A 22,824-nucleotide genomic window follows, 5' to 3' on the forward strand; every position below is an offset into this window, starting at 1 on the left:
CGTAATGCAGGCACCTCTGGTTTATCTCGCAGGTTTCGACGTGTTCCGTCCGGACGCCATCGAGCACGGCCGTTACCTGAAAGCGCTGTGTACCGCACATGGCCTGGAGGGTTTGTTTCCGTTCGATAACGAAGTGACGCCCGGCCTGTCTCCTCATGAAACCGCGCAGCAGATCTATGCGATGAATGTGGCGATGATTCAGCGCTGCACTGCCGTGCTCGCCAATCTGAACGTGTTTCGAGGTCTGGAGCCGGATTCAGGCACCGCCTTCGAAGTGGGGATGGCGGTGGCGCTCGACAAGCCGGTGTGGGCGTATTTCGAGCCGGTGGATTCGCTGCGGGATCTGGTGCCGCACGACAAGCACGGATTCGACGATAACGGCTTTTCAGTGGAGGACTTCGCCTTGCCCCGCAACCTGATGCTCGCCTGCAGCTGGGCCGGAAGCAGCTCAACGGTGGAGCTTGGGGCTGAGGCGCTGGCGTTGTATTTGAGCAAGCGGTAACGGGGATCGGCGGTGTTTCTGGAGCGCAGGCATGCCGCCCGTGACGCCACGCGTCACATTCGCCTACATCGTCCGGCCAGCACCGAACCATTCATCCCAATGTGGAAGATCCGATATCACCCGTCACGATCGGGTCGAGCTTGTCTGCGTCGACGAAGTCGTCCAGACCGAGGATGTCCAGATCGAGATAGGCCTCGGGATCGCTGTCTTCATCGGCGTCTGCGTCGTTCAGGGGTGACTGGTCGCCGCCGAAGTGATGGGTGTCTCGTGTCGCGTAAATCTGTGCATGTGAAGACGTCTGTATCATCTGGATGCTCCTGTGAGTCGTCAACGAATCGGACACACTCCAGGTGTCCGCATCACCAAAGACTAACCCAGCGGCGTCCAAAAACCAGCACCCGAAGCCGAGATATTCAGGCCCACACCAGAAAGTCTCCGCCATTGTCGCGCAGCATCTGCAGCATGCCCTGCGCGGCCGGCGACAGGTAGCCACCGCTGCGCAGGGTGACGCCGATGGTGCGCTTCATGGTGGTCTGTTCCAGCGGCACCTCGCGCAGGTGCTGCATGGTCTTGCCGAACTCCAGCGACTCACGGGCGACGAAGCTCAACAGGTTGCTCTGGGCGATGAGGTTGGGCAACAGCGAGATCGAATTCGCTTCGATCTGCACCGTGGGCAACGGCAAGCCGTGCGCGGCAAAGGTCGCATCCAGCCATTTGCGCGACGACACGCTGACCGGTGGCAACACCCAGCGAAAGGCGCACAGGTCGCTCATTTGCAGAGGTGTGCTCTTGAAGATCGGGTGCTGTTTGCTGGCGATGACCACCGCTTCGTCCTCAAGCACCGCAAAGCTGGTGACGCCTTCGCTGTCCGGCGCCAGCGCGCAGATGATCATGTCCAACTGCCCCGAACGTAGCGATTCGCGCAGCAGGTCGTCCTGACCGATCACCAGTTTGAAGGTCACGTCCGGCGTGCGTTGCAACAAGGCCGAGGTTAGCTTCGGCATCAGGTGTTCAGCCATGGTGGCCGCGCAGCCGACGCGGATGTTGCCCACCATGCCGCTGGCAAAATCCCGTACCTCGCGCTGGGTCTGGGCGATGCTCTGTTGCAGCTCCTTGCCCCGCGCCTGTAGCAGTTCGCCCACCGGGGTCAGTTTGATACGCCGACCGTCTCGCTGAAACAGTCTGGTGCCGAACGACTCTTCCAGTCGCTGAATGCTTTTGGTCAGCGCGGGCTGGCTGCGGTTGAGCTTTTCAGCCGCCCGGCCCAAGTGGCCCAGTTCGGCGATGGTTTCGAAATACGTCAGATCGCGCAGGTCCATATCTATCAACCAAAGTTATCAATTCATGATTATTAGAAAATAGACTTGATGGGTTGTGATGTCGATACTTGTCGTACTTGATCAGGGCAGCGTGCCTGTAGATCAACCCGCAACACTCGCAACAACAGGGAGAATCTTCTTGCAACGTGCTTACAGTCTGTCTCTTCCCGCCCTTTCCCCGCCGGCTCAGTGGCTGGGTCTGATCCTTCTCGCTGGCAGTGCCGGCCAACTGCTGAAACTGATCAACATGCCTGCGGCGATGTTTCTCGGGCCGATGCTGGTCGCTATCGGTTTCGGTGTGTCGGGCGCCACGATTCGCATGAACAAACGACTCTTTCAATTCGGCCAGGGCACAGTGGGTGTGTTGATTGCGCACGCCATGTCCGTCAGCGTGCTGATGACCGCCCTCGAGTCCTGGCATGTGATGTTGCTGGCCACGCTGCTGACCGTCGTGCTGAGCGCCGCCGTCGGCCTGTTGCTGGTGCGTTTCGCCGGCATACCGAGCAGCACAGCAGCCTGGGGCACATCGCCGGGCGCCGCTTCGGCAATGGTCGCCATGTCCGAGGACTACGGTGCCGATTCGCGGGTCGTCGCGACGATGCAGTATGTGCGGGTGGTCTGTGTGGTCGTGATCGGCGCGCTGGTCAGCCATTTCATGGGCGCATCGAGCAGCGGCACTGAGGCGCACGGCAACCAAGTGTTGCTGCAAGGCTCCAGCGTGCTGGATCTGGGCCTGAGTCTTGCGGTCATCGTGGTCGGCGTCCTGCTGGGCTCGAAGTTGCCTGCCGGTGCCTTGCTGATGCCCTTGATACTGGGCGGCGCGCTGCAATTGAGTGGCATGCTGCAGATCACCATCCCGCAATGGCTGCTGCCACTGGGCTACGGAGCAATTGGCTGCTACGTCGGCCTGCGTTTCGACCGCCCCACCGTACTGTATGTCTGGCGGCGTATGCCGATGATGATTCTGGCCTCGCTGGTGCTGATCGTACTGTGCGCCCTGTCCGCGTGGTTGATCGCCATGATGATGGGCAAGGACTACCTTTCGGTTTACCTGGCCACCAGCCCCGGCGGCCTGGACACCATGGCGATCATCGCCATCGACACCCACGCCGATGTCGGCTTCGTGCTGGCCATGCAGACCTTGCGCCTGTTCGGCGTGATCCTCACCGGCAGCTTTCTGGCCAGACAGATCATCCGCCTGACCGACAAGCGCGCAGCGTTACACTGAGGTTTCAGACGCGGCCTCAGTCCAGCCCCGCCAGTGCACTGGCCAGGCTTGGCGACAACGGCAATACCGGCAGCAGCGTGGCCTGATACGCGTGATACAGGTCGGGCTTGCCGGGCCAGATGTCTTCGCTGGGAATATTCTGTTCATTCAACTCATGACGCCAGCTGCCGTGTTCGTAATCGATGAACAGCGTTTCGTTGAATTCCCAGAAAACCCGATACCAGTCTTCGTACTGCTGCTCGCCGGTCCGTTGCAGCAATGACGCGGCAGCCGCAGCCGCTTCGCAGTGCGTCCAGTGCAGACGATGGCGAACCACCGGCCTGTTCTCCCAGTCCAGCGTATAGACGATACCCGGCGCACCGTCGACGTCCCAGCCATAGCGACAGGCGTTGGCGAACAACTGACGGGCGTCCTCGAGCATCCACTCGGGACTGGAGCGCCCGGCATCACGGCGCGCTGACTCAAGGTGCAGCACCAGACGCGCCCATTCGAACGCGTGGCCCGGCGTGGTGCCGAAAGGACGGAAGCCATCGGCAGGATTCTCACGGTTGTAATCCGGCAGTGGCGTCCAGTCCTGAGTGAAGTGTTCAATGACCTGAAAGTCGTTGGCGCCTGCGTGCTGATGAATCACACGCTCCACGATGCTCAATGCACGATCCAGCCAGAGCGCGTCACCCGTCACGTCGGCCAGGGCAAGAAACGCCTCGGTGCTGTGCATGTTGCTGTTGGCGCCGCGGTACGCTTCTTCGCCGCTCCAGTCACGGGCGAAGGACTCGCGCATCGCGCCCTCGGCCTCGTCCCAGAAATACGTGTTGATGATCTGAATCGCATCCGACAGCAGTGCCTGCGCACCGGGCCTTCCGGCCACCACCGCCGAACTGGCCGCCAGTGCGACGAAAGCATGCAGATAGGCTTGCTTGTCGGTGGTTCCACCGTCTTCGAGCGCCGCGCTGAACCAGCCGCCATGCTCGGCGTCGCGCAATGAACCGCTGAGCGCAGCGACGCCGTGATCCACCAGTGCGGCGCAACCGGGAATGCCCTGCACGTGGGCCATGGAGAAGCAGTGCGTCATGCGTGCGGTGTTCATGGTTTCGGCGGTGGCTCCCACCATCAGACGGCCGTAGTCATCAAGGCTGCCGAAACCGTTCTGCAGTTTCGCAGCCTTGGCAAAGGCCAGCAGGCGACTGCCTTCCTGGGACAGCCATTGATGATGGGCTGGCGAGCGCAGCCAACTGCTGAAGGTTTGTTTGTTATTGTTCATGACGCTGAGCAGCCTCCATCGATAGACATACCTGCACGGTGGTCTTCGCGACCGGGTGCAATAATGCGCGCCCGGCCGGTTGGCGGCAAGCGCGCTCAGGCCTTGTCGATGTCGGCTTTTCAGACCTTGAAGCGAGCCACCACCTGGTTCAGATCAGCGGCCAGACGCGACAGTTCGTGGCTCGAAGCACTGATCTGATTGGCGCCCTGGGTCGACTGCATGGACAGGTCACGGATGTTGACGATGTTGCGGTCCACTTCACGCGAGACCTGGGCCTGTTCTTCGGCGGCGCTGGCAATCACCAGGTTGCGCTCCGAGATCTGGTTAATGGACGAGGTGATTTCGCTCAACGATTCGCCTGCCCCCTTGGCCAGCGACAGCGTGGAGCTGGCGCGGTCGCGGCTGGTGTTCATGGACTCCAGCGCCTGGGCCGAGCCGCTGCGCATGGCGTTGACCATGGAGTCGATTTCCAGCGTCGACTGCTGGGTACGATGCGCCAGCGCCCGCACTTCATCCGCCACCACGGCGAAACCACGACCCGATTCCCCGGCGCGCGCCGCTTCGATGGCGGCGTTGAGCGCCAGCAGGTTGGTTTGCTCGGCGATCGAACGGATCACATCCAGCACCTTGCCGATGTCCTGAGACTGATCCGCCAGGTTCTGCACCAGAACCGACGTGGCCTGGACGTTTTCGGTCAGGGTCTGGATCGACTGAACCGTCTCGATCACCCGGCTCTGCCCGGCCTGCGCCGACGAACTGGAGTGGCTGGACGCGTCTGAGGTGGACACTGCATTGCGGGCCACTTCTTCAACTGCCGACGTCATTTCGTTGATGGCGGTGGCGGCCTGATCGATTTCGGCGTTTTGCTGGTTCAACCCGCGATAGCTGTCCTCGGTGACCGAGTTCAGTTCGGTGGCGGCGGACGCCAGTTGACCGGCGGAGCTGCCGATGTGGCGCAGCGCTTCGCGCAGATTGCCCTGCATCTGCTCCAGTGCCCGCAGCAAGCGAGTGACCTCATCGTTGCCATCGACCGCGATGTTCTGGGTCAGATCGCCCTGAGCCACATGCTCGGCGGCACTGACGGCGCGCTGCAGCGGGCCGACGATGCTACGGGTCAACCACAGCGCCAGACCAATGGTACCCAGCGCGGCGAGTACGACAAACGCCAGAACGATGCTGCGCGACGCCTTGTACTGAGCCTCGGCCGCCTTGCCCTCCGCATCGACCTTGGTGACATAAAAATCAGCCAGGTCATTGAGTTGCTTCCCGGAACCGTCGACGATCTGCTTCATGTCGGCCAGCAACAGCTTGTTCAGTCCCTTGCTGTCGCCTTGAGAAGCCAGCACGAAAGATTGATCCAGCGCGGTACGGTATTGGCCCATGGTGACCAGAAACTGATCGGCGAGGACCTTCTCTTCCGGCGTGTCGACAAAACCGTTGAGAATATCGAGTTTCTTGGCCAAGTCGCCCAGGCGCACGTCCATCTGGCCACGGTAGGTGGAGATGCTTGCAGGGTCTGTGTCCAGTGCCATACGCAGGGAGATGGTGCGAATGCGCAGCATGATTTCCCGCACTTCGTTGACCACCCGCATGCTCGGCACCCAGTTGGTTTCAACGGCCACCTCGCTCTCACGGATGGCAGACATCTGCACCAGTGCAAACCAGCCCAGCAACGCGACCAACAGGGATATCAGGGTAAAACCCAGACCCGCACGGCGGGCGATCGTGAGTTTGCGTAAATTCATGGCCAGGGCTCTTTATATTTGGAAAGGCAGTGTGGGCATCATTGGTTGTCAGACAACCGCCAAGCATATCGACATTGTCGGACAGTTCTTTAGGTCATCGGCCATCATTTCATTTTCTACTTCCGGTCCGACGGATGAACACGCTCGACACGGCGGGATGCCTGCCTGCTTCCATGCACTTGATACCGACTTGCACAACCCACACGTCGATTCAATCGTCGGATTGCCGCCCGGTTCGCTTCCACGACGCCCGGTGTCTGACGCGCGACAGCGCTACGTCGAAGACGTGGTGGGCAGTTGCACTGACGCCAAGCGTCATTTCGAGGCCGCCAACTGCCACACCCGCGCCACGTCCCGCGCCCGCTCATGCAGCAGGCGAGGCGCTTCGCGGCAGGCCTTTTCGAGGTCCATGGGGCCGCTGGTCAACGCGAATGCGGCGCTGATGCCGTGCTGATAAAGCTGCTCGTAGCCTTCGCCCAGCGTTCCGGCCAGCACGATGACCGGCACTTGTTGGCGTTGGGCAACCCGGGCAACGCCCAGAGGCGTCTTGCCGCGCAAGGTCTGGGCGTCGAAACGGCCTTCGCCCGTGATCGCCAGATCGGCACCGCGCAGTGCCTGCTCAAGACCCGTCAGGTCTGCCACCACCTCGACCCCGGCACGAAACGATGCATTCAGATAGGCCTTGGCGGCGAAACCCATGCCGCCCGCCGCACCGCTGCCGGGACTGTCACGCAGGTCGTGCCCCAACGTTCGGGCCGAATGGTCGGCAAAATGCGCCAGCGCGGCATCCAGCGCCAGCACCTGATCGGGCGACGCCCCCTTTTGCGGACCGAAGATATGCGATGCGCCATTGGGACCGCAGAGCGGGTTATCGACGTCGGCTGCAATTTCAACGTGCACGCCTGCCAGCCTTGGGTCCAGACCGCTCAGGTCGATACGCGCCAGATCGGCCAGGGCCAGGCCGCCGCCCGGCAATGGCCGATCGTCACGGTCGAGAAAACGCGCCCCCAATGCCGAGATCATGCCGCTGCCGCCATCGTTGGTTGCACTGCCACCGATGGCCAGAATGACCCGCTGCGCACCGGCGTCCAGTGCGGCCGAGATCAACTGACCAGTACCTGCGGTGCTGGTCAGGCAGGCATCGCGTTGCGTGAGGGTAAGCAGTTGCAGACCGCTGGCCATGGCCATCTCGATAATCGCGGTGCGGCTCTGCGCCAACCAGCCCCAGTGAGCCTCGACGCGGTCGCCCAACGGGCCGCTGACCTGTGCGCTCATCCATTGACCCTTGCAGGCGTCCAGCAAGGCTTCAATGGTGCCTTCACCACCATCGGCCATGGGGCACTTGACGAGTTCGGCATCGGGCCAGACTTCAGCCAGGCCACTGGCGATTGCGTTGGCGACGGCCTGGGCACTGAGACTGTCTTTGAAGGAATCGGGGGCGATGACTATTTTCATTGTTGTTCTCCATGTCCGTGACCGGATGTTCTCATCCCTGCCCCGCTTTGCCGCCTGCCCGGCGCACAACGATTCGGCGTGCTGATCGGGCATTTGAACAAAACCTGGTTTCAGCCCTGTCGCGGAGTCATCTGCACCCCTAGATAAAGACGCAGCAGGTCAACGGTCTTGTAGGGGTCGCAGCCGGTCAGCTCAGCGATCTTTTCCAATCGGTAGCGCAGGCTGTTGCGATGGATACCCAACGCATCGGCGCAGGCCTGGCTTTCGCCGCTGTGATCGAACCAACTGCACAGGGTTTCGAGCAACTGCCCCTGATTATGCAAACGGCCCACGGGCTCGGCGACTTCGGACGCCAGCCAGTCATGCCGATGACGCCAGAACAGCACGGGCAGACGATGATCCGCCAGCCGCACCAGGCGCTGTTTCGGGTGGGCCTGAGCAGCATAATCCAGCAGGTCTCGCGCTGCCGCGCAGGCGTGGCGCAACTCGGGCAGGTCCGTCGAAGGCTCTACCGTGGCCATGCGCATGACTGGCCAGTGATGCTCCTCGAATTGCTTGAGTAAAGCGGCATCGTCGCGATCCTTGCCTACCGCGCGGCACCAGTAAAGCAAGGTCGGCTCACGCAGCACGAGCCAACTGTCGGCATAGCGTGAGCCCAGCCATCCGGCAATCTGGCTGGCCGCAGAGGCCTGCACCCCCAACTGAATCAGCACCGCCTGGCGGGGCAATTGCGGCTGCAGTCCCAGTTGACGGGCTTCGTCGACCAGGCTTTCGGGGCAATCGGGCAGCAACAGCCGCGCCAGCAGATCCTCGCTTCGCTGCAGGCGCCATTGGCGGTCAGCCTGTTGACGACGTTGCTCCATGAGCATTTCAGCGGTCATCTTCACCAATTCGCCGTAGACGCGGACGTCGTCCGGCTCGCCAGTGATACCGAGCACGCCGACCAGTTTATGATCGAGCATCAGCGGCAGATTGACGCCAGGCTTCACTCCGCCCAGGTGCAGGGCAGCCCGGGAATCGATTTCGAAGACCTGGCTGTTGGCGAGCACCCGTTGAGCGCCTTCGTGTCGAGTGCACAGACGCTCGGCATCACCGCTGCCAATGATGATCCCCAGATAGTCCATGACATTGACGTTATAGGGCAGAATCGCCATGGCGCGGTCGACGATGTCCTGAGCCAGGTCCCGATCAAGCGCAAACATGAAGAACTCCCGGTGCCACGAAGGGCTTGGAGTGAGTAGGCATGCAGATACATTTTGTTGAAGTTATTGAGGCAGCGAGTGTGCCTGAAACGGCTGATGAGCGCGATGCGCATGGCATAGTGCCCAGGCAGCCAGCCGCCGCCCTCCCACGGGTAAGCTTTTTGATCGTTCCCACGCTGCGGCGTGGGAACGCCGTCCGCGCTCGAAGGTGACGCAGAGCGTCACGCGATGCATGCCCACGCAGAGCGGTGGGCACGATCAGTGTTTGGCAGACGTGTGTATAACGGTGAGCGCTGAGCATCCTCCTCATCAAAGCTGCATGCCCCAATCAACCCCGCAAGAAGGCTTCCAGAACTTGATCAGATCGCGACTCGCCAGCCTGCTGTCCCTGCTCACGCTTTCAGCCTGCACATCAATGGCCGAGAGTGAGGACCCCACCAGACGCTTCGAGGATTACCGTCAGCAGACCCGCGAGCTGATCCGCTCCCAGCGCACCTTCCAGACGTCAGACCATGAGGCCGAACTGAACTGGAATGCGCCACAGCAGTGGACACCGAGCGGCGCTCTCAAAGGCGGGGTGCTGATGGTGCACGGCCTGGGTGACTCACCCTGGTCATTTCACGACGTAGGCCAGCGACTCGCCGATCAGGGATTTATCGTCCGCACCGTGCTGCTGCCCGGTCACGGGACCAAACCCGAAGACATGCTCGACGTGACGCTGGAGCAATGGCAGCAGGTGGTTCGCGAGCAGGCAAACCTGCTCGGCAAGGAAGTGCCCAACGTGTATCTGGGCGGTTTTTCCACTGGCGCCAATCTGGTGCTGGACTATGCCTACGACCATGATGACATTGCCGGACTGTTGCTGTTCTCCCCCGCCTTTCGCTCCGACAGCGGTTACGCCTGGCTGACCCCCTGGATCGGCTGGGCAAGGCCATGGCTGCTTGCAGCCCCCAAGGAGGGTCTGCGGCCGATGCAGACGCCGCTGCGTTACATGAACGTGCCTACCAACGGGTTCGCCCAGTTTTACCGCAGCAGCGCACTGGCCCAGAATCGCCTGCTCAAACGTAAATACGACAAACCGGTATTCATTGCCATCGCCCAGCACGACTCGGTGCTGGACACCGCCTACGTACTGGACACCTTCAACGAACGCTTCAGCCACCCGGACAGCCGCCTGATCTGGTACGGCGACCTGCCCGCCAAGGCTGCGCGCACTTCACGGGTCGAGGTGCGTAGCGATTACCTGCCGGAATACCGCATCAGCCGTTTCTCGCACATGGGCCTGCTGTTTTCCCCGGACAACCCGCTGTACGGCGTCAACGGCACGCAGCGGATCTGCTGGAATGGCCAGACCGACGAGAACACCGCGAAATGCATGGCAGGCGAGCCGGTCTGGTACTCGGATTGGGGATACCGTGAGCCGGGCAAGATCCACTCGCGACTGACCTTCAATCCCTATTTCGAGTGGCAGACGCAACTGATGCTGCGCGTGCTCAGGCATGCAGACGAGGACTAATCCTGCGGCACCAGACGCTCGCGGCTGTTGCTCAAATGGGTCCACATCGCTGCACGCGCCGCGTCCGGGTCCTTGCGGCGGATGGCGCTGAGCAGCGCTTCGTGTTCCAGATTGGCCAGATAGCCCTGATGCGCCAGATTATTGCCAGCCCGCTCGCTTGAGGCAATGCGGCTGCGCGGAATGATCGCACTGCCCAGATGCTGCATGATTTCCATGAAATACGGATTGCCGGTCGCTTCGGCAATCAGCATGTGAAAGCGCTTGTCCGCCTCGACGCAACTGTCGTCGTTGGCCAGCAGGTCCTGATAATCGTCCAGTGCCTGACGCATGGCTGCCAGTTGCTCTTCCGTACGGCGCACTGCTGCCAGCGCCACGGCTTGGGTTTCAAGACCGATGCGCAACTCGATGATGTCGCGCACCCGTGACACGGTTTCGACTTTCAGGCGTAACCCCGTCTGGTCGCCGCGCTCCAGCACAAAGGTGCCGATACCATGGTGAGTGACCACCAGCCCCGACGCCTGCAACTTGGAAATCGCCTCGCGGACCACGGTACGACTGACCCCGTGCTCACGGACAATCCGGTTTTCCGATGGCAGCTTCTCACCCGGCGCAATCTTGCCCAGCAGAATGCGCTGACTCAGTTCGGTGACCAGATCGGTGGCCAGGCTGTGCTGACGGCGTTTGGGCGCGGTGCTGGCGGGCTCTTGCATGAAGGTTGTCCTGAAGTTGTCTGTCGCTTGTCTGATTGTGCGCCGCCTGGTGAACCCGTAACGCAGCGGCATGGCCGACAAAGGCGCATGGGGCTTGAGTTTCAGGACCAACAGAACTTGTCTGACTTGTATTACAAGTGAATCGATCTTGTCAAAGTTTCGCCTGTCATTCTGTCCGCCTTTTTATGAAGCGATCCGCGAGAAAAATACTGCCCAGTAACGGCCACCGGCACTCACCCTTCGCGTAAAACCCTTTATTTACCTGGCTTTTACTCAGGAAAGGCTGAATAAAATCGACGACAAACGACGGAAACCTTTCGTGGTCGAACGCAAGAATTAATCGTAATCAGACTATCGTAGGGGCTTGCGCAAGCGCACCCAACTTGTATGATGACCGACAATGCGAGGGACACACCTCGCACATACCCGCATAAAAACAACGAGTGGGAGATTCAACTGTGAGCACATCCAATTCCGGGATGGCCAACGGCGCAGATTCGGTCTTGAGTTCAGCCGTATCGAAAGTCAAACGTCATGTCCTGCCGCTTTTCGTCATCATGTTTATCGTCAACTACATCGACCGGGTGAACATCGGCTTCGTGCGTTCGCACATGGAGCACGATCTGGGCATCGGTGCTGCGGCCTACGGCCTGGGCGCCGGGCTGTTCTTCATCGGTTACGCGTTGTTCGAAGTGCCTTCCAACATCCTGCTGCAAAAAGTCGGCGCCCGAATCTGGCTGACGCGGATCATGCTCACCTGGGGCCTGGTCGCTGCCGGCATGGCTTTCATCCAGAACGAAACCCACTTCTATATCCTGCGCTTTCTGCTGGGCGTGGCCGAGGCCGGCTTCTTTCCGGGCGTGATCTACTACTTCACCCGCTGGCTGCCGGGCGTTGAGCGTGGCAAGGCGATTGCCATCTTCCTCAGCGGTTCGGCCATCGCTTCACTGATTTCAGGCCCCTTGTCCGGCCTGCTGTTGCAGATCACCGGGTTCGGCATGAAAGGTTGGCAGTGGATGTACTTCATCGAAGGCATGTTCTCGGTGGGCCTGTGTTTCTTCGTCTGGTTCTGGCTGGATTCCAAACCGCACGATGCCAAGTGGCTGACCCGTGAAGAACAGGACGCACTGGTCAACGCCATCGACGCCGAACAGGCCGCTCGCGAAGCCGCCACGCCGGTCAAGGCGTCCATCGGCAAACTGCTCAAGGACGGCCAGATCATCCTGTTCTGCCTGATCTACTTCTTTATTCAACTGACCATCTACGCAGCGACCTTCTGGCTGCCGAGCATCATCAGAAAGATGGGCAGCCTGACCGATTTCGAAGTAGGCATGTTCAACTCGATCCCCTGGCTGTTGTCGATCATCGGCATGTACGCCTTCGCCACGCTGTCGGCGAAATGGAAGCGTCAGCAGGCGTGGGTTGCTGCAGCACTGCTGATTGCCGCGGCGGGCATGTTCATGTCCACCACCGGCAGCCCGATCTTTGCGTTTGTCGCCATCTGCTTTGCGGCGCTGGGCTTCAAGTCGGCTTCGTCACTGTTCTGGCCGATTCCCCAGGCTTATCTGGATGCCCGAATCGCCGCTGCGGTGATCGCGCTGATCAACTCGGTCGGCAACCTCGGTGGTTTTGTGGCGCCGACAACCTTCGGCCTGCTGGAAGAGCACACCGGCTCGATTCAGGGCGGCCTGTACGGCTTGACCGTCACGTCGCTGGTTGCCGCAGTCATCGTCTTTGCCGCCCGCAATAAGCCAAAGCCCGGCGCGACGCCGGTCGCCGCCGTGCAGACGCCCGCGACTCACTGACGCTCATTCCAACAACAATTTCGCACAGGATTTCACCATGAACGCTCAACACGCCAACGTCACTGCCAAGGCGCCTGTCATCACCGAGATGCAGGTCGTGCCGGTAGCCGGCCATGACGACATGCTGCTCAACCTCAGCGGCGCGCACGGCCCCTACTTCACCCGCAACATCGTCATTCTCAAGGACAACGCCGGAAACACCGGCGTCGGCGAAGTGCCGGGCGGCGACCTGATCCGCCAGACTCTGGAAGACGCCCGTGCGCTGGTGGTCGGCAGCAGCATCGGCACGTATCAGAAGATCCTCAATGACGTGCGCAAGGCCTTCGCCGAACGTGACTCGGGTGGCCGTGGTCAGCAGACCTTCGACCTGCGTATCACCATTCACGCGGTTACCGCACTGGAAGCCGCCCTGCTCGACCTGCTCGGCCAACATCTAGACGTGCCCGTCGCCGCCTTGCTGGGTGAGGGTCAGCAGCGCGATCAGGTGGAAATGCTGGGTTATCTGTTCTACGTGGGCGATCAGCACAAGACCATTCTGGCCTATCGCAGCGAACCGGATGCCGATAACGACTGGTTCCGCCTGCGCCACGAAGTCGCTTTGACCCCTGATGCTGTGGTACGCCTGGCTGAAGCCGCGCACCAGCGTTATGGTTTTCAGGACTTCAAACTCAAGGGCGGCGTACTGCGTGGCGACGAGGAAATCGAAGCGGTCACGGCTCTGGCCGAACGCTTCCCCGACGCCCGCATCACCCTGGACCCGAACGGCGCCTGGTCGCTCAAGGAAGCCATCCGCCTGTGCCGCGATCAGCATCATGTGCTGGCGTACGCCGAAGACCCATGCGGTGCGGAGAACGGTTTCTCCGGTCGCGAAGTGATGGCCGAATTTCGACGTGCCACGGGCCTGAAGACGGCCACCAACATGATCGCCACCGATTGGCGCGAGATGGGTCACGCGATTCAGTTGCAGTCGGTGGACATCCCGCTGGCCGATCCGCACTTCTGGACCATGCAGGGTTCGGTGCGCGTCGCGCAGATGTGCAATGAATGGGGCCTGACCTGGGGCTCGCATTCCAACAACCACTTCGACATTTCGCTGGCGATGTTCACCCATGTGGCCGCGGCTGCGCCGGGCAACATCACAGCCATCGACACTCACTGGATCTGGCAGGACGGCCAGCGACTGACCAAGGCACCGCTGCAGATTGTCGGGGGCAAAGTCGACGTACCGAAAAAACCGGGGCTGGGTGTGGAACTGGACATGGATCAACTGGCCAAGGCACACGAACTGTACAAAGGCATGGGCCTGGGTGCGCGCAACGACGCCGTCGCCATGCAGTTCCTGATTCCGGACTGGACGTTCAACAACAAGCAGCCTTGCCTGGTGCGCTAAGCCGCGCTCGCCTGCTTCGAGAACACTCGCCACACCGTTGGCACACGGCGCGCAACCCCCTTGCGCGCCGTTTTTTCTCGCTTCGCATTGCCTCGTGATACTGTCTTGCAACAATCAGTAACGACTAGCCCGCATGCGCCATATCGTTCATACCCACCCTCGCCTGACCATTGCCGCGTTGGCGGGCTTATTCTGCGGAACCGCTTCCGCCTGGGCACTGCCCGATACCACGCTGACCCAGAACCTGCTCATTGGCTGGGATCTGGGCGTCTGGCTCTATCTGATCCTGATGTTCATCCGCACCCTGCACAGTAACGCAAGTGATGTGCAGCGCATCGCGATGATGGAGGATGAGAACGCTGGCACGATCCTGATGACCGTGTCCATCGCAGCGCTCGCCAGCCTGGCTGCCATTATTGTTGAGATAGCAGGCACCAAAGGCCTTTCGCCTCACGCACAATTGCTGCACCACGCCTTCACCGGGGTCACCGTCATTGGTTCATGGCTGATGATCGGAGTGGTGTTCAGCCTGCACTATGCGCGCCTGTTTTATACGTCCACCGGGAAAGAGCCTGCCCTCTTGTTCGCTGGCGGAGAAAAGCACCCGGATTACTGGGACTTTCTGTATTTCTCGTTCACCTTGAGCGTCGCGGTACAGACATCGGATGTGGGCGTAGCGACCCGCCAGATGCGCCGGATCGTGCTGTCCCAGTCGCTGATCTGTTTTGTGTTCAACACGGCTATTCTGGGGTTCTCGATCAATATCGCGGCCAGCCTGTTCGACTAGCCGCTTTCTTTCCCCGAATCTGCCCAGAGAGACCCTTACCCATGACTCGATCGACCATTGCAGTGCTTGATGACTGGCAGAACGTGGCCAGCAATGTTGTGGACTGGTCGCCGCTACGCTCTATTGGCGAAGTCAGCTTCCTGCATGAGTTCCCTGCCGATACCGCCGTCATGGTCCAGCGCCTCCGGGACTTCGATGTGATCTGCGTGATGCGCGAACGAACCCTGTTCGACGAAGCACTGCTCAGCCAGTTGCCACGCCTGAAACTGTTGACCACCGGCGGCATGCGCAATGCCGCCATCGATGTCGCGGCGGCCAAACGATTGAACATCACGGTGTGCGGCACCGACAGCTATAAACATGCAGCGCCGGAATTGACCTGGGCGCTGATCATGGGCATCACTCGCAATCTGGTGGCCGAAGCCAATTCATTGCGCGCCGGTCACTGGCAAGTCGGGCTGGGCAACGACCTGCACGGCAAGACGCTGGGCATTCTGGGGCTGGGCAGTATCGGCAAGTGGATTGCCCGCTACGGTCAGGCGTTCGGCATGAAGGTCATCGCCTGGAGCCAGAATCTGACACCCGAGGCGGCCGCCGAATGTGGGGTGACTTATGTCAGTAAACAGGCGCTGTTCGAGCAGTCCGATGTGCTGTCGGTGCATCTTGTGCTCAGCGATCGCAGCCGAGGGCTGGTGGATGCTGAAGCGCTGGGCCGGATGAAGCCCGGCGCGTTCATCGTCAACACGTCGCGCGGCCCCATCATCGACGAAGCGGCGATGATCGAGACCTTGCAACAGCGCAGGATTGCCGGTGCCGCTCTTGACGTGTTCGATGTCGAGCCACTGCCGGAAAACCACCCGTTCCGCACGCTGGACAACGTGCTGGCGACCCCGCATATCGGCTACGTCACCGAGAACAACTACCAGACCTTCTATGACCGGATGATCGAAAACATCCAGGCCTGGCACGCGGGGTCGCCGATCCGGGTGTTCCCCTGATCGCGACTGCCTGATGCTTAAAGGGTGTAGGCGATTCCGACCTGCACCGTCCGCGGGGCACCCGGATAGGCATACACGTTGCCGAAAGCACCTTCTTCATAATCCTTGTCGAAGACGTTCTTCACATCGAGATTGAGCTTCACGTGCTCGTTGACCTTATAGAAGGCCAGCAGATCGAACACCGTGTAGCTGTCCATCGAGAACGCGGTATTGGCGGTCTGTCCCGCACGCTGATCGACATAACGACCGCCTGCCCCCAGGCCCAGACCACGCAGCACGCCATCCTGGAACTCATAGACGTTCAGCAGGCTGAATGTCTGCTCCGGGATATTCAGCAGACGGGTGCCGGAGCGCAGGGTGTTGTCCTTGGTGACCTGCGCATCGACGTAGGCATAGCTGCCCATGACACGCCATTCAGGGGTCAGATTGCCAACCACATTCAGGTCCAGGCCGCGACTGCGCACTTCTCCCGCCGCCACGCTGAAGGTGGAATCGATCGGGTCGGTGGTCAGCACATTCTGCTTCTCGATCTGATACAGGGCGGCATCGACGCTCAACCGGCGATCCAGGGCTTCCCACTTGACGCCCACCTCATAGGATTTGCCTTCTTCCGACTTGAAGCCGCCACCCAGACGGCTCGCGCCGGTATTGGGCTTGAAGGAGCGCGCGGTGTTGGCGTAGACCGCCACGGTATCGGTCAGGTCATAGGTCAGGCCGAGACGCGGGGTCACGGCGTTATCGCTGTTGGTGAACGGCACGCCGACGCCAAAGGTGTCGTAGTCATGCTCGAACCGCTCGAAGCGCACGCCGGCGAGCAACTTCATGCGCTCGGTCAGCGCCACCTGATCCTGTACGAAGGCCGCGTAGGTCTTGAGGTTTTCCTTATCGTCAGTCGTGGTTCGGGTCAGCGCAGGACGGACCTTTCCGTAAACCGGATCGAAAATGTCGATGGTGTACGCGTTAACCGCGCCACTGGAACGTCGGATGATCGACTTATAGTCGTAGTCTTCGTACTCGACGCCTGCCAGCAACGTGTGGTCGAACGCGCCAGTGGCGAAATGCCCGGTAACGTTCAACTGCACGTCACGGTCAGTCCACTCAAGCTTGCGGTAGTTGAAATTGCGTCCCAGCGTGCGCCCGTCAGCTGCCAGACCGTTGGCTTCGATGGCATCCCCCTTGAGCGAGCCGTCGAGGATCTGGATGCCACCGCCCAGTTTCCAGTCGGCGCTCAGGTCGTGGTCGAAGCGGATCTGCGCCATATTGTTGTCATTGTGCAGCTTGCCCACGTCTTTCTCGCCGAAGAACGTGTCACGGGAGGCCGTGCGGGTCTGCGCGGGATAACGCGTCAGGCCACGGTCCAGCGGCGCATTGTTGCGCATGAAGTCGCCTTCGAAGGTGATGCGAGTGGCGTCATTGACCTGCCAGCTCAGGACCGGCGCCACACCGTAGCGTTCGGTTTCAACGTGATCGCGAAAGGTATCGCCACCCTCACCCACGACGTTGAGGCGATAGGCAAAGCGCCCGTCATCGTCCAGCGGACCGGATGCGTCCAGCGTGCCACGCTTCATGCCCTGATCATTGAGCTGACTGCCCAGCGTGACCGAGCGCTCGGCCAGCGGCTGCTTTGAAACCACGTTGAACGTACCGCCCGGATCGCCACGCCCATAAAGCGTAGTGGCAGGACCGCGCAGCACCTCCAGACGCTCGATGGTATTGGCATCCGGCATGTTCGGATAACCGCGGTTGATCGGAAAGCCGTTGCGATAGAACTCGCCCGTGGTGAAGCCGCGTACGGTAAACGTGGTCAACCCCTGACCGCCGAAGTTGTTGGCACGACCCACGCCGCCCGCGTAATCCAGCGCATCCTGCAGGCGCGTGGCGCCAATGTCTTCAACGGCCTCACGGGTCACGACACTGATCGATTGCGGTGTTTCATGCAGTGGAGTATCGGTGCGGGTCGCACTGGCAGACCGGGTTGCCCGATAGCCCTGAACAGGCCCTTGCGCGGTTTCGGTATCCGTGGCGCTCTGGATATCGATGTTCTGCAGTTCGATCGAGGAATGACTGGCAGTCACCTGATCGGCACAGGCAAGTGGGGAGATTGCTTGAATGACGCAAAGAGACAGAAAGGTACGACGCATCGATGTGCAGCCCTTGGCAATAAACCAGGCCTCTTGGGACCCGGCAGGATTTTTGCGAATAGTACAGATTCTTATTAGCGCCTGATACAAATTATCAAAAAAGACATCCAGCGATCTGAATGCGCACTGCTGGGGCTCTGTGAGAACTGGCTCATACATTTGCCGATACCGCAGGCGGGCAGCGAACGACGGCGTGCGGCGCCTGTCTCAACCATCGGACCGGCGCAGCCTGCGTCCTCATCTCCAGCGCATCAGCAACGCATCAGGAAACGGTATGGACCACGAAGTAGACGGCAAGACCCCCGGCCTGTCAGCCGAAGAAGAGCGCGAGATCGATGAGAACCAGCCGCCTCGCGCGGCGGTACTGCATGAAACCATACGGATGCAGGGCGACCACGAGCTGGAGCGCAGCGTCGCGGCCCTGTGGTGGTCGGCTCTGGCGGCCGGCCTGACCATGGGCCTGTCGCTGATGGCGATGGGGTTGCTCATGTCACGCCTCGAAGGCATCCCTGGCAGTCACGTGATCACCAGTCTGGGTTACTCCGCAGGCTTCCTCGCGGTGATTCTGGCCCGCCAGCAACTGTTCACCGAGAACACCATCACTGCCGTACTGCCAATCATGAGCAAGCCGAACCTGGCCAATATCTGGCGGCTTTTGCGCCTCTGGGGCGTGGTGCTGAGCGGCAATCTGGTGGGTACTCTGCTGGTGGCTTACGTCATGCTCAACCTGCCGATCTTCGACGCCAAGACCGATCACGCGTTTCTGGAAATAGGCCGCAAGGTCATGGAAAACGATGTCGGTCAGATGTTCTCCAAAGGCATCGTGTCCGGCTGGATGATTGCGACCATGGTCTGGATGATCGCCTCGATGGAAAATGCCAAGATCGCGATCATCGTGCTGATCACCTACCTGATGGCGCTCGGCGACTTCACGCACATCGTCGTGGGCTCGGCCGAAGTGTCCTATCTGGTGTTCGCAGGCGAACTGGGCTGGAAGGATTTCTGGTTCACGTTTGCCGGACCGACACTGGCGGGCAACATCATTGGCGGCAGCTTCATCTTCGCCCTGATCAGCCACGCGCAGATTCGCAGCGAGAAAGACACCAGCGCCAAACTTGAACGGGACAGGAAACGTCGGGCGGAAGAAAAGCGCCTGGCCGAAGCACAGAAGCTCAGGGAAGAGGATGTCGAAGTGCCGAAAGACATATGATCCCCGTCATTAAACTTTCTTTCAGGAACTTCGCCGCCATTTAGGGGCAGACTAGGCCTTTGAACGTACTTATTCAGGCAGGGACCATGACCCGAATTCTGGCAATCGAAGATGATGCCATCACCGCAAAGGAAATAGTCGCGGAACTCAGCAGCCACGGACTGGAAGTGGACTGGGTGGACAACGGACGTGACGGTCTGGCGCGTGCAGTGAGTGGCGACTACGACTTGATTACCCTGGACCGCATGCTGCCGGAGATTGATGGACTGACCATCGTCACCCAGTTGCGCGCCCAGGGAATCGCCACGCCGATCCTCATGATCAGCGCGCTGTCCGACGTGGACGAGCGCGTTCGCGGACTGCGGGCCGGAGGCGATGACTATCTGCCCAAACCGTTTGCGTCCGATGAAATGGCGGCACGCGTCGAAGTGCTGCTGCGTCGCAGCAACCCGGTCAGCGCCGCGAAGACGGTTCTGCAGGTGGCCGACCTCGAACTGAACCTGATTACCCGTGAAGCCTGTCGGGGTGGAGAGCCGCTTGTGCTGTTGCCGACCGAATTCAAACTGCTCGAGTTTCTGATGCGCAACAGCGGACAGATCATCACGCGCATGATGATTTTCCAGGAAGTCTGGGGTTACCACTTTGATCCCGGCACCAACCTGATCGATGTACACATCGGTCGCCTTCGCAAAAAGATCGACCAGCCTGGCATCGCACCGCTGATACAAACCGTGCGAGGTTCAGGTTATGTCATTGCCGAACCCGTCTAACGGTTGGCGCTCCTCTTCGAGCAGGCTGCTGGCGCTCTACAGCTCACTGTTCGTGGCCTGGAGCGCCATCCTGCTGGGGGTTCTGTACTGGGAGGTCAACGGTTACCTGGACAACCTCGCACGTCGTTCGCTGACCCACCGCCAGCAATTGTTCACACGCTTCGAGGGGCAGGCGCTGGTCGACGCGCTGTCCACCAGCATGACCTTCGATACCCGAGCCGTAGATGCCTACGGCCTGTTCGATGACCAGTTCCGGCACATCGCCGGACCGATTACGCACATTCCAAAAGTGCTGCCGATTGACGGTCAGATACATGAACTGAGCAGTTGTATCGATTCCGAAGACCCGGGCCTCCCCAAAGACAGTTGCGACGCAATCGTGTCGCATACCGTAGACGGCCGCTGGCTGGTGCTGGTGCGCGAGAACGGTTCATTGTTCGCGGTCAGTACACTCATTCTGCATGCCCTGCTCTGGGGCATCTCGTTGACGATCATTCCCGGCGTCGCAGGCTGGCATTTGCTGCGTCAACGTCCGCTCCGGCGCATCCGCGCCATCCAGCTCAGTGCGGAGTCGATCATTGCCGGAGACATGGCCGGACGCCTGCCCGTGTCCAGCAGACGCGACGAACTCGACATGCTGGCGGTCATCGTCAACGCCATGCTCGACCGCATCGAAAAGCTCATGAACGAGGTCAAAGGCGTCTGCGACAACATCGCCCACGACCTGCGCACGCCGCTGACTCGCCTTCGCGCCCAGCTTTATCGCATCCAGCAACAGGCCAAGTACGAATCGCCCTGCGCCCTGCAGATTGCGCAGGTGATCGGTGAAGCGGATACGCTGATGGCGCGTTTTCGCGGCCTGCTGCGCATCTCGGAACTGGAAGACCGCCAAAGACGCTCTGCCTTTGTCGAGCTTGAACTGCGTCCGCTGTTGCAGGAACTCCACGACTTTTACCTGCCGCTGGCCGAAGAGGACCAGATAACCCTGCTCCTCAAACTGGAAGACACACTGCCGACGCTCGTCGGTGATCGCGCCTTGCTGTTCGAGGCCCTGGCCAACTTGTTGAGCAATGCCATCAAGTTCACGCCAGCCGGCGGAACAGTGGTGGTCAGTGCTTACGCGGACAAGGAAGGCAAGAGCCCTTGCATCGACATACAGGATTCAGGCCCGGGGATTCCGGTCACCGAGCGAGCCGCAGTGTTTCAGCGCTTTTACCGCAGTGAAGCGGGCAATCAGCACAGCGGCTTCGGTCTGGGGCTTTCCGTAGTGGCTGCCATCGTCAATCTGCATGGCTTTACTCTGCAGATCGGCACCAGTCCATACGGCGGCGCGAACCTGAAACTGATCTGTCGCACGGCACGTCCACTGGTCTGAAAAAAGGCGCGAACCAGTGTCCGTGCCTGCTTTTTGACGAGGTTAAAGCCTCTGGCGCAGGCCTTTCGGGCATTTCGATAATAATCTGGCGCGGCTTGCCAAGCACTAATATGTAACATTATGTTTCAGAAATGAACGTCGCTTGACCGTTTCAGCGCTCACAAGTTCCCTTCAATACTTTCGCTTTTCCGCCTCGATCTGCGTCTTTTCCCCGAATAACCCTGTTTCACCATCAAGTATTCCCGCGCTCGCCCGATAGAAGAACGTGAACCAATCGGCATTTTTGTGGCGTCAGCATCTTGTCGGTATACCAACACTGCGTTATCTATGGTCACCGCAAGACGGACTCAAGATGCACCCAAAACAAGAACTCATCGGATTTCGCCCTGAACCGGGCGGGGCTTTGGCATGGTCGCCGAGGCAGAGAATGCTGGAATACTTTTCGTAGGATCGACATCGGCTGGGAGGCTGTTATGGGCGCACAATCAACTATTTTAAGCGTGGGCGATTACAAGGTTTACACCGAAACTTACTGGAAAGGCAGCCATGTAAAGACCATCATGCTGGTCAATGGCGCATTGTCGACCACCGGCTCTTTCGGGCAAACCGTCAAGTACCTTCAACCCCACTACAACATTGTCTTGTTTGATCTTCCGTTCTCCGGCCAGTCGCGGGCACACAACGCCGACGACATGATCGTGACCAAGGAAGACGAAGTCGGCATCCTGCTTGAGCTCATTGACCGCTTTCAGGTCAACTACCTGCTTTCCGTGTCCTGGGGCGGTGTTTCGGCCCTCCTGGCGCTGTCGGAATGCCCGGCCTCGGTCGAAAAAGCCATTATCAGTTCGTTCTCGCCCGTGCTGAATGAGCCCATGCTTGATTACATCGACAAGGCTCAGGTGTATCTGGCTGCTCGCGAAAAACGCAAGATAGGCTCCCTGCTCAACGACACGGTCGGCAAATACTTGCCGCGCCTGTTCAAGCTGTACAACTACAAGCATCTGATCAGCCTCGCCGAGCACGAATATGGCCAGATCGACTTTCACATCAGTCAGATTCGCCAACTAAGCGCCAGTAACTACGTCGAGCGCTTTTCTTCGATCAAGATCCCGGTTCTGTTCGTTAATGGCGAGAAAGATGAATACACCACTGTTGACGATGCGCGCACTTTCGCCAACTACATCCCTCGCAGCACCTTCGATGTAGTTCCCGATACCGGGCACTTTCTGGATCTGGAAAGTAAAGCCGCGTGGCACCATTCGCAACGCAATGTGCTTGCCTTTCTGGGAACCGAAGCCTGCAACGAGGAATGGCCCAGCGCGACTGCAATGGCCTGAGACGCCCGCGCCACGTCCCGTGGCGCAGTGGTTCATGGATGAACGTTTCTTTTTTCGGGCAGTGGCGACTCAT

The 22,824-nt window shown here is 60.1% G+C and carries 19 protein-coding genes and 1 pseudogene; 11 read left to right on the forward strand and 9 right to left on the reverse strand.

Annotated features, from left to right (window positions below; all coding sequences use genetic code 11):
• Nucleotides 1-4: 4 nt before the first annotated feature.
• On the forward strand, nucleotides 5-502 hold the full coding sequence (locus tag KDX39_RS15120; RefSeq protein WP_231660920.1) for a nucleoside 2-deoxyribosyltransferase: 498 nt from the start codon (nucleotides 5-7) through the stop codon (nucleotides 500-502).
• Between the two features lie 91 nt (nucleotides 503-593).
• On the opposite strand, the gene KDX39_RS15125 is transcribed toward KDX39_RS15120, so the two are convergent.
• Both KDX39_RS15125 and KDX39_RS15130 read right to left on the reverse strand, forming a co-directional pair.
• Entirely contained in the window at nucleotides 594-809 is a 216-nt protein-coding gene (locus KDX39_RS15125) for a hypothetical protein (RefSeq protein ID WP_231660921.1), read from the reverse strand.
• Between the two features lie 106 nt (nucleotides 810-915).
• Nucleotides 916-1,821 (reverse strand): LysR family transcriptional regulator, encoded by a 906-nt coding sequence (locus tag KDX39_RS15130; RefSeq protein WP_184323390.1) that lies wholly within the window; start codon nucleotides 1,819-1,821, stop codon nucleotides 916-918.
• A 139-nt stretch (nucleotides 1,822-1,960) separates the two neighbouring features.
• Here KDX39_RS15130 and KDX39_RS15135 point away from each other — a divergent pair, with 139 nt between their 5' ends.
• Nucleotides 1,961-3,049, forward strand: a complete 1,089-nt coding sequence (locus KDX39_RS15135) for an AbrB family transcriptional regulator (protein ID WP_231660922.1) — start codon at nucleotides 1,961-1,963, stop codon at nucleotides 3,047-3,049.
• 16 nt (nucleotides 3,050-3,065) lie between these two features.
• Here KDX39_RS15135 and KDX39_RS15140 read toward each other — a convergent pair whose 3' ends face one another.
• From KDX39_RS15140 to KDX39_RS15155, 5 genes and pseudogenes are all read right to left on the reverse strand, one after another.
• A complete protein-coding gene (locus KDX39_RS15140; RefSeq protein WP_231660923.1) occupies nucleotides 3,066-4,310 on the reverse strand; it encodes a D-mannose isomerase in 1,245 nt (414 codons plus the stop codon).
• A gap of 119 nt (nucleotides 4,311-4,429) precedes the next feature.
• Entirely contained in the window at nucleotides 4,430-5,293 is an 864-nt protein-coding gene (locus KDX39_RS26630) for a methyl-accepting chemotaxis protein (RefSeq protein WP_408004591.1), read from the reverse strand.
• Nucleotides 5,285-6,055: pseudogene (locus KDX39_RS26635) on the reverse strand (HAMP domain-containing protein); the annotation flags it as partial. The pseudogene KDX39_RS26635 and the gene KDX39_RS26630, both read right to left, overlap by 9 nt.
• Nucleotides 6,056-6,370: 315 nt before the next feature.
• Nucleotides 6,371-7,510 carry a glycerate kinase gene (locus KDX39_RS15150; RefSeq protein WP_231660925.1) on the reverse strand — a complete coding sequence of 380 codons (1,140 nt, stop codon included), beginning with the start codon at nucleotides 7,508-7,510 and terminating at the stop codon, nucleotides 6,371-6,373.
• Between the two features lie 110 nt (nucleotides 7,511-7,620).
• A complete protein-coding gene (locus tag KDX39_RS15155) occupies nucleotides 7,621-8,712 on the reverse strand; it encodes a sugar diacid recognition domain-containing protein (protein ID WP_231660926.1) in 1,092 nt (363 codons plus the stop codon).
• Nucleotides 8,713-9,067: 355 nt separating this feature from the next.
• On the opposite strand from KDX39_RS15155, the gene KDX39_RS15160 reads away from it, so the two are divergent.
• Nucleotides 9,068-10,228, forward strand: a complete 1,161-nt coding sequence (locus tag KDX39_RS15160) for an alpha/beta hydrolase (RefSeq protein WP_231660998.1) — start codon at nucleotides 9,068-9,070, stop codon at nucleotides 10,226-10,228.
• Here KDX39_RS15160 and KDX39_RS15165 read toward each other — a convergent pair.
• The gene (locus tag KDX39_RS15165; protein WP_099227923.1) at nucleotides 10,225-10,938 is read right to left on the reverse strand and encodes a FadR/GntR family transcriptional regulator; all 714 of its coding nucleotides are present in this window, start codon (nucleotides 10,936-10,938) and stop codon (nucleotides 10,225-10,227) included. The two genes, KDX39_RS15160 and KDX39_RS15165, sit on opposite strands and share 4 nt — an antisense overlap.
• Before the next feature lie 479 nt (nucleotides 10,939-11,417).
• On the opposite strand from KDX39_RS15165, the gene KDX39_RS15170 reads away from it, so the two are divergent.
• The 4 genes from KDX39_RS15170 to KDX39_RS15185 all read left to right on the forward strand — a co-directional run bounded on the left by KDX39_RS15170 (nucleotide 11,418) and on the right by KDX39_RS15185 (nucleotide 15,918).
• Nucleotides 11,418-12,743 (forward strand): MFS transporter, encoded by a 1,326-nt coding sequence (locus KDX39_RS15170; RefSeq protein ID WP_184323459.1) that lies wholly within the window; start codon nucleotides 11,418-11,420, stop codon nucleotides 12,741-12,743.
• Nucleotides 12,744-12,780: 37 nt separating this feature from the next.
• Nucleotides 12,781-14,133, forward strand: coding sequence for a glucarate dehydratase (gene gudD, locus KDX39_RS15175; protein ID WP_231660927.1), 1,353 nt, complete (start codon nucleotides 12,781-12,783; stop codon nucleotides 14,131-14,133).
• Nucleotides 14,134-14,266: 133 nt separating this feature from the next.
• Nucleotides 14,267-14,920 (forward strand): DUF1345 domain-containing protein, encoded by a 654-nt coding sequence (locus KDX39_RS15180; protein ID WP_231660928.1) that lies wholly within the window; start codon nucleotides 14,267-14,269, stop codon nucleotides 14,918-14,920.
• A 41-nt stretch (nucleotides 14,921-14,961) separates the two neighbouring features.
• A complete protein-coding gene (locus KDX39_RS15185) occupies nucleotides 14,962-15,918 on the forward strand; it encodes a D-2-hydroxyacid dehydrogenase family protein (protein ID WP_231660929.1) in 957 nt (318 codons plus the stop codon).
• A gap of 17 nt (nucleotides 15,919-15,935) precedes the next feature.
• Here the strand turns inward: KDX39_RS15185 and KDX39_RS15190 are convergent, their stop codons facing one another.
• Nucleotides 15,936-18,059, reverse strand: a complete 2,124-nt coding sequence (locus tag KDX39_RS15190; RefSeq protein WP_231660930.1) for a TonB-dependent siderophore receptor — start codon at nucleotides 18,057-18,059, stop codon at nucleotides 15,936-15,938.
• 274 nt (nucleotides 18,060-18,333) lie between these two features.
• Between KDX39_RS15190 and KDX39_RS15195 the strand changes: the two genes are divergently transcribed.
• The 4 genes from KDX39_RS15195 (at nucleotide 18,334) to KDX39_RS15210 (ending at nucleotide 22,751) form a co-directional block, all read left to right on the forward strand.
• Complete coding sequence (locus tag KDX39_RS15195) at nucleotides 18,334-19,269, forward strand: formate/nitrite transporter family protein (protein WP_231660931.1); 936 nt, start codon at nucleotides 18,334-18,336, stop codon at nucleotides 19,267-19,269.
• Nucleotides 19,270-19,355: 86 nt separating this feature from the next.
• A complete protein-coding gene (locus KDX39_RS15200) occupies nucleotides 19,356-20,039 on the forward strand; it encodes a response regulator transcription factor (RefSeq protein WP_029242861.1) in 684 nt (227 codons plus the stop codon).
• The gene (locus tag KDX39_RS15205; RefSeq protein ID WP_231660932.1) at nucleotides 20,017-21,414 is read left to right on the forward strand and encodes a sensor histidine kinase; all 1,398 of its coding nucleotides are present in this window, start codon (nucleotides 20,017-20,019) and stop codon (nucleotides 21,412-21,414) included. Before KDX39_RS15200 ends, KDX39_RS15205 begins: the two co-directional genes overlap by 23 nt.
• 473 nt (nucleotides 21,415-21,887) lie before the next feature.
• Nucleotides 21,888-22,751 (forward strand): alpha/beta fold hydrolase, encoded by an 864-nt coding sequence (locus KDX39_RS15210; protein ID WP_210070910.1) that lies wholly within the window; start codon nucleotides 21,888-21,890, stop codon nucleotides 22,749-22,751.
• The last annotated feature ends 73 nt before the right edge of the window (nucleotides 22,752-22,824 follow it).

The organism is Pseudomonas sp. CDFA 610 (genome assembly GCF_021147865.1).
Lineage (GTDB): Bacteria > Pseudomonadota > Gammaproteobacteria > Pseudomonadales > Pseudomonadaceae > Aquipseudomonas > Aquipseudomonas alliivorans.

Excerpts from the sequence above, each read along its gene's own strand:
- KDX39_RS15120 (WP_231660920.1), top strand. The coding sequence starts at position 5 with ATGCAGGCACCTCTGGTTTATCTCGCAGGTTTCGACGTGTTCCGTCCG.
- KDX39_RS15125 (WP_231660921.1), bottom strand. The coding sequence starts at position 809 with ATGATACAGACGTCTTCACATGCACAGATTTACGCGACACGAGACACC.
- KDX39_RS15130 (WP_184323390.1), bottom strand. The coding sequence starts at position 1,821 with ATGGACCTGCGCGATCTGACGTATTTCGAAACCATCGCCGAACTGGGC.
- KDX39_RS15140 (WP_231660923.1), bottom strand. The coding sequence starts at position 4,310 with ATGAACAATAACAAACAAACCTTCAGCAGTTGGCTGCGCTCGCCAGCC.
- KDX39_RS26630 (WP_408004591.1), bottom strand. The coding sequence starts at position 5,293 with ATGCAGGGCAATCTGCGCGAAGCGCTGCGCCACATCGGCAGCTCCGCC.
- KDX39_RS15150 (WP_231660925.1), bottom strand. The coding sequence starts at position 7,510 with ATGAAAATAGTCATCGCCCCCGATTCCTTCAAAGACAGTCTCAGTGCC.
- KDX39_RS15155 (WP_231660926.1), bottom strand. The coding sequence starts at position 8,712 with ATGTTTGCGCTTGATCGGGACCTGGCTCAGGACATCGTCGACCGCGCC.
- KDX39_RS15165 (WP_099227923.1), bottom strand. The coding sequence starts at position 10,938 with ATGCAAGAGCCCGCCAGCACCGCGCCCAAACGCCGTCAGCACAGCCTG.
- KDX39_RS15170 (WP_184323459.1), top strand. The coding sequence starts at position 11,418 with ATGGCCAACGGCGCAGATTCGGTCTTGAGTTCAGCCGTATCGAAAGTC.
- gudD (WP_231660927.1), top strand. The coding sequence starts at position 12,781 with ATGAACGCTCAACACGCCAACGTCACTGCCAAGGCGCCTGTCATCACC.
- KDX39_RS15180 (WP_231660928.1), top strand. The coding sequence starts at position 14,267 with ATGCGCCATATCGTTCATACCCACCCTCGCCTGACCATTGCCGCGTTG.
- KDX39_RS15185 (WP_231660929.1), top strand. The coding sequence starts at position 14,962 with ATGACTCGATCGACCATTGCAGTGCTTGATGACTGGCAGAACGTGGCC.
- KDX39_RS15190 (WP_231660930.1), bottom strand. The coding sequence starts at position 18,059 with ATGCGTCGTACCTTTCTGTCTCTTTGCGTCATTCAAGCAATCTCCCCA.
- KDX39_RS15195 (WP_231660931.1), top strand. The coding sequence starts at position 18,334 with ATGGACCACGAAGTAGACGGCAAGACCCCCGGCCTGTCAGCCGAAGAA.
- KDX39_RS15200 (WP_029242861.1), top strand. The coding sequence starts at position 19,356 with ATGACCCGAATTCTGGCAATCGAAGATGATGCCATCACCGCAAAGGAA.
- KDX39_RS15205 (WP_231660932.1), top strand. The coding sequence starts at position 20,017 with ATGTCATTGCCGAACCCGTCTAACGGTTGGCGCTCCTCTTCGAGCAGG.
- KDX39_RS15210 (WP_210070910.1), top strand. The coding sequence starts at position 21,888 with ATGGGCGCACAATCAACTATTTTAAGCGTGGGCGATTACAAGGTTTAC.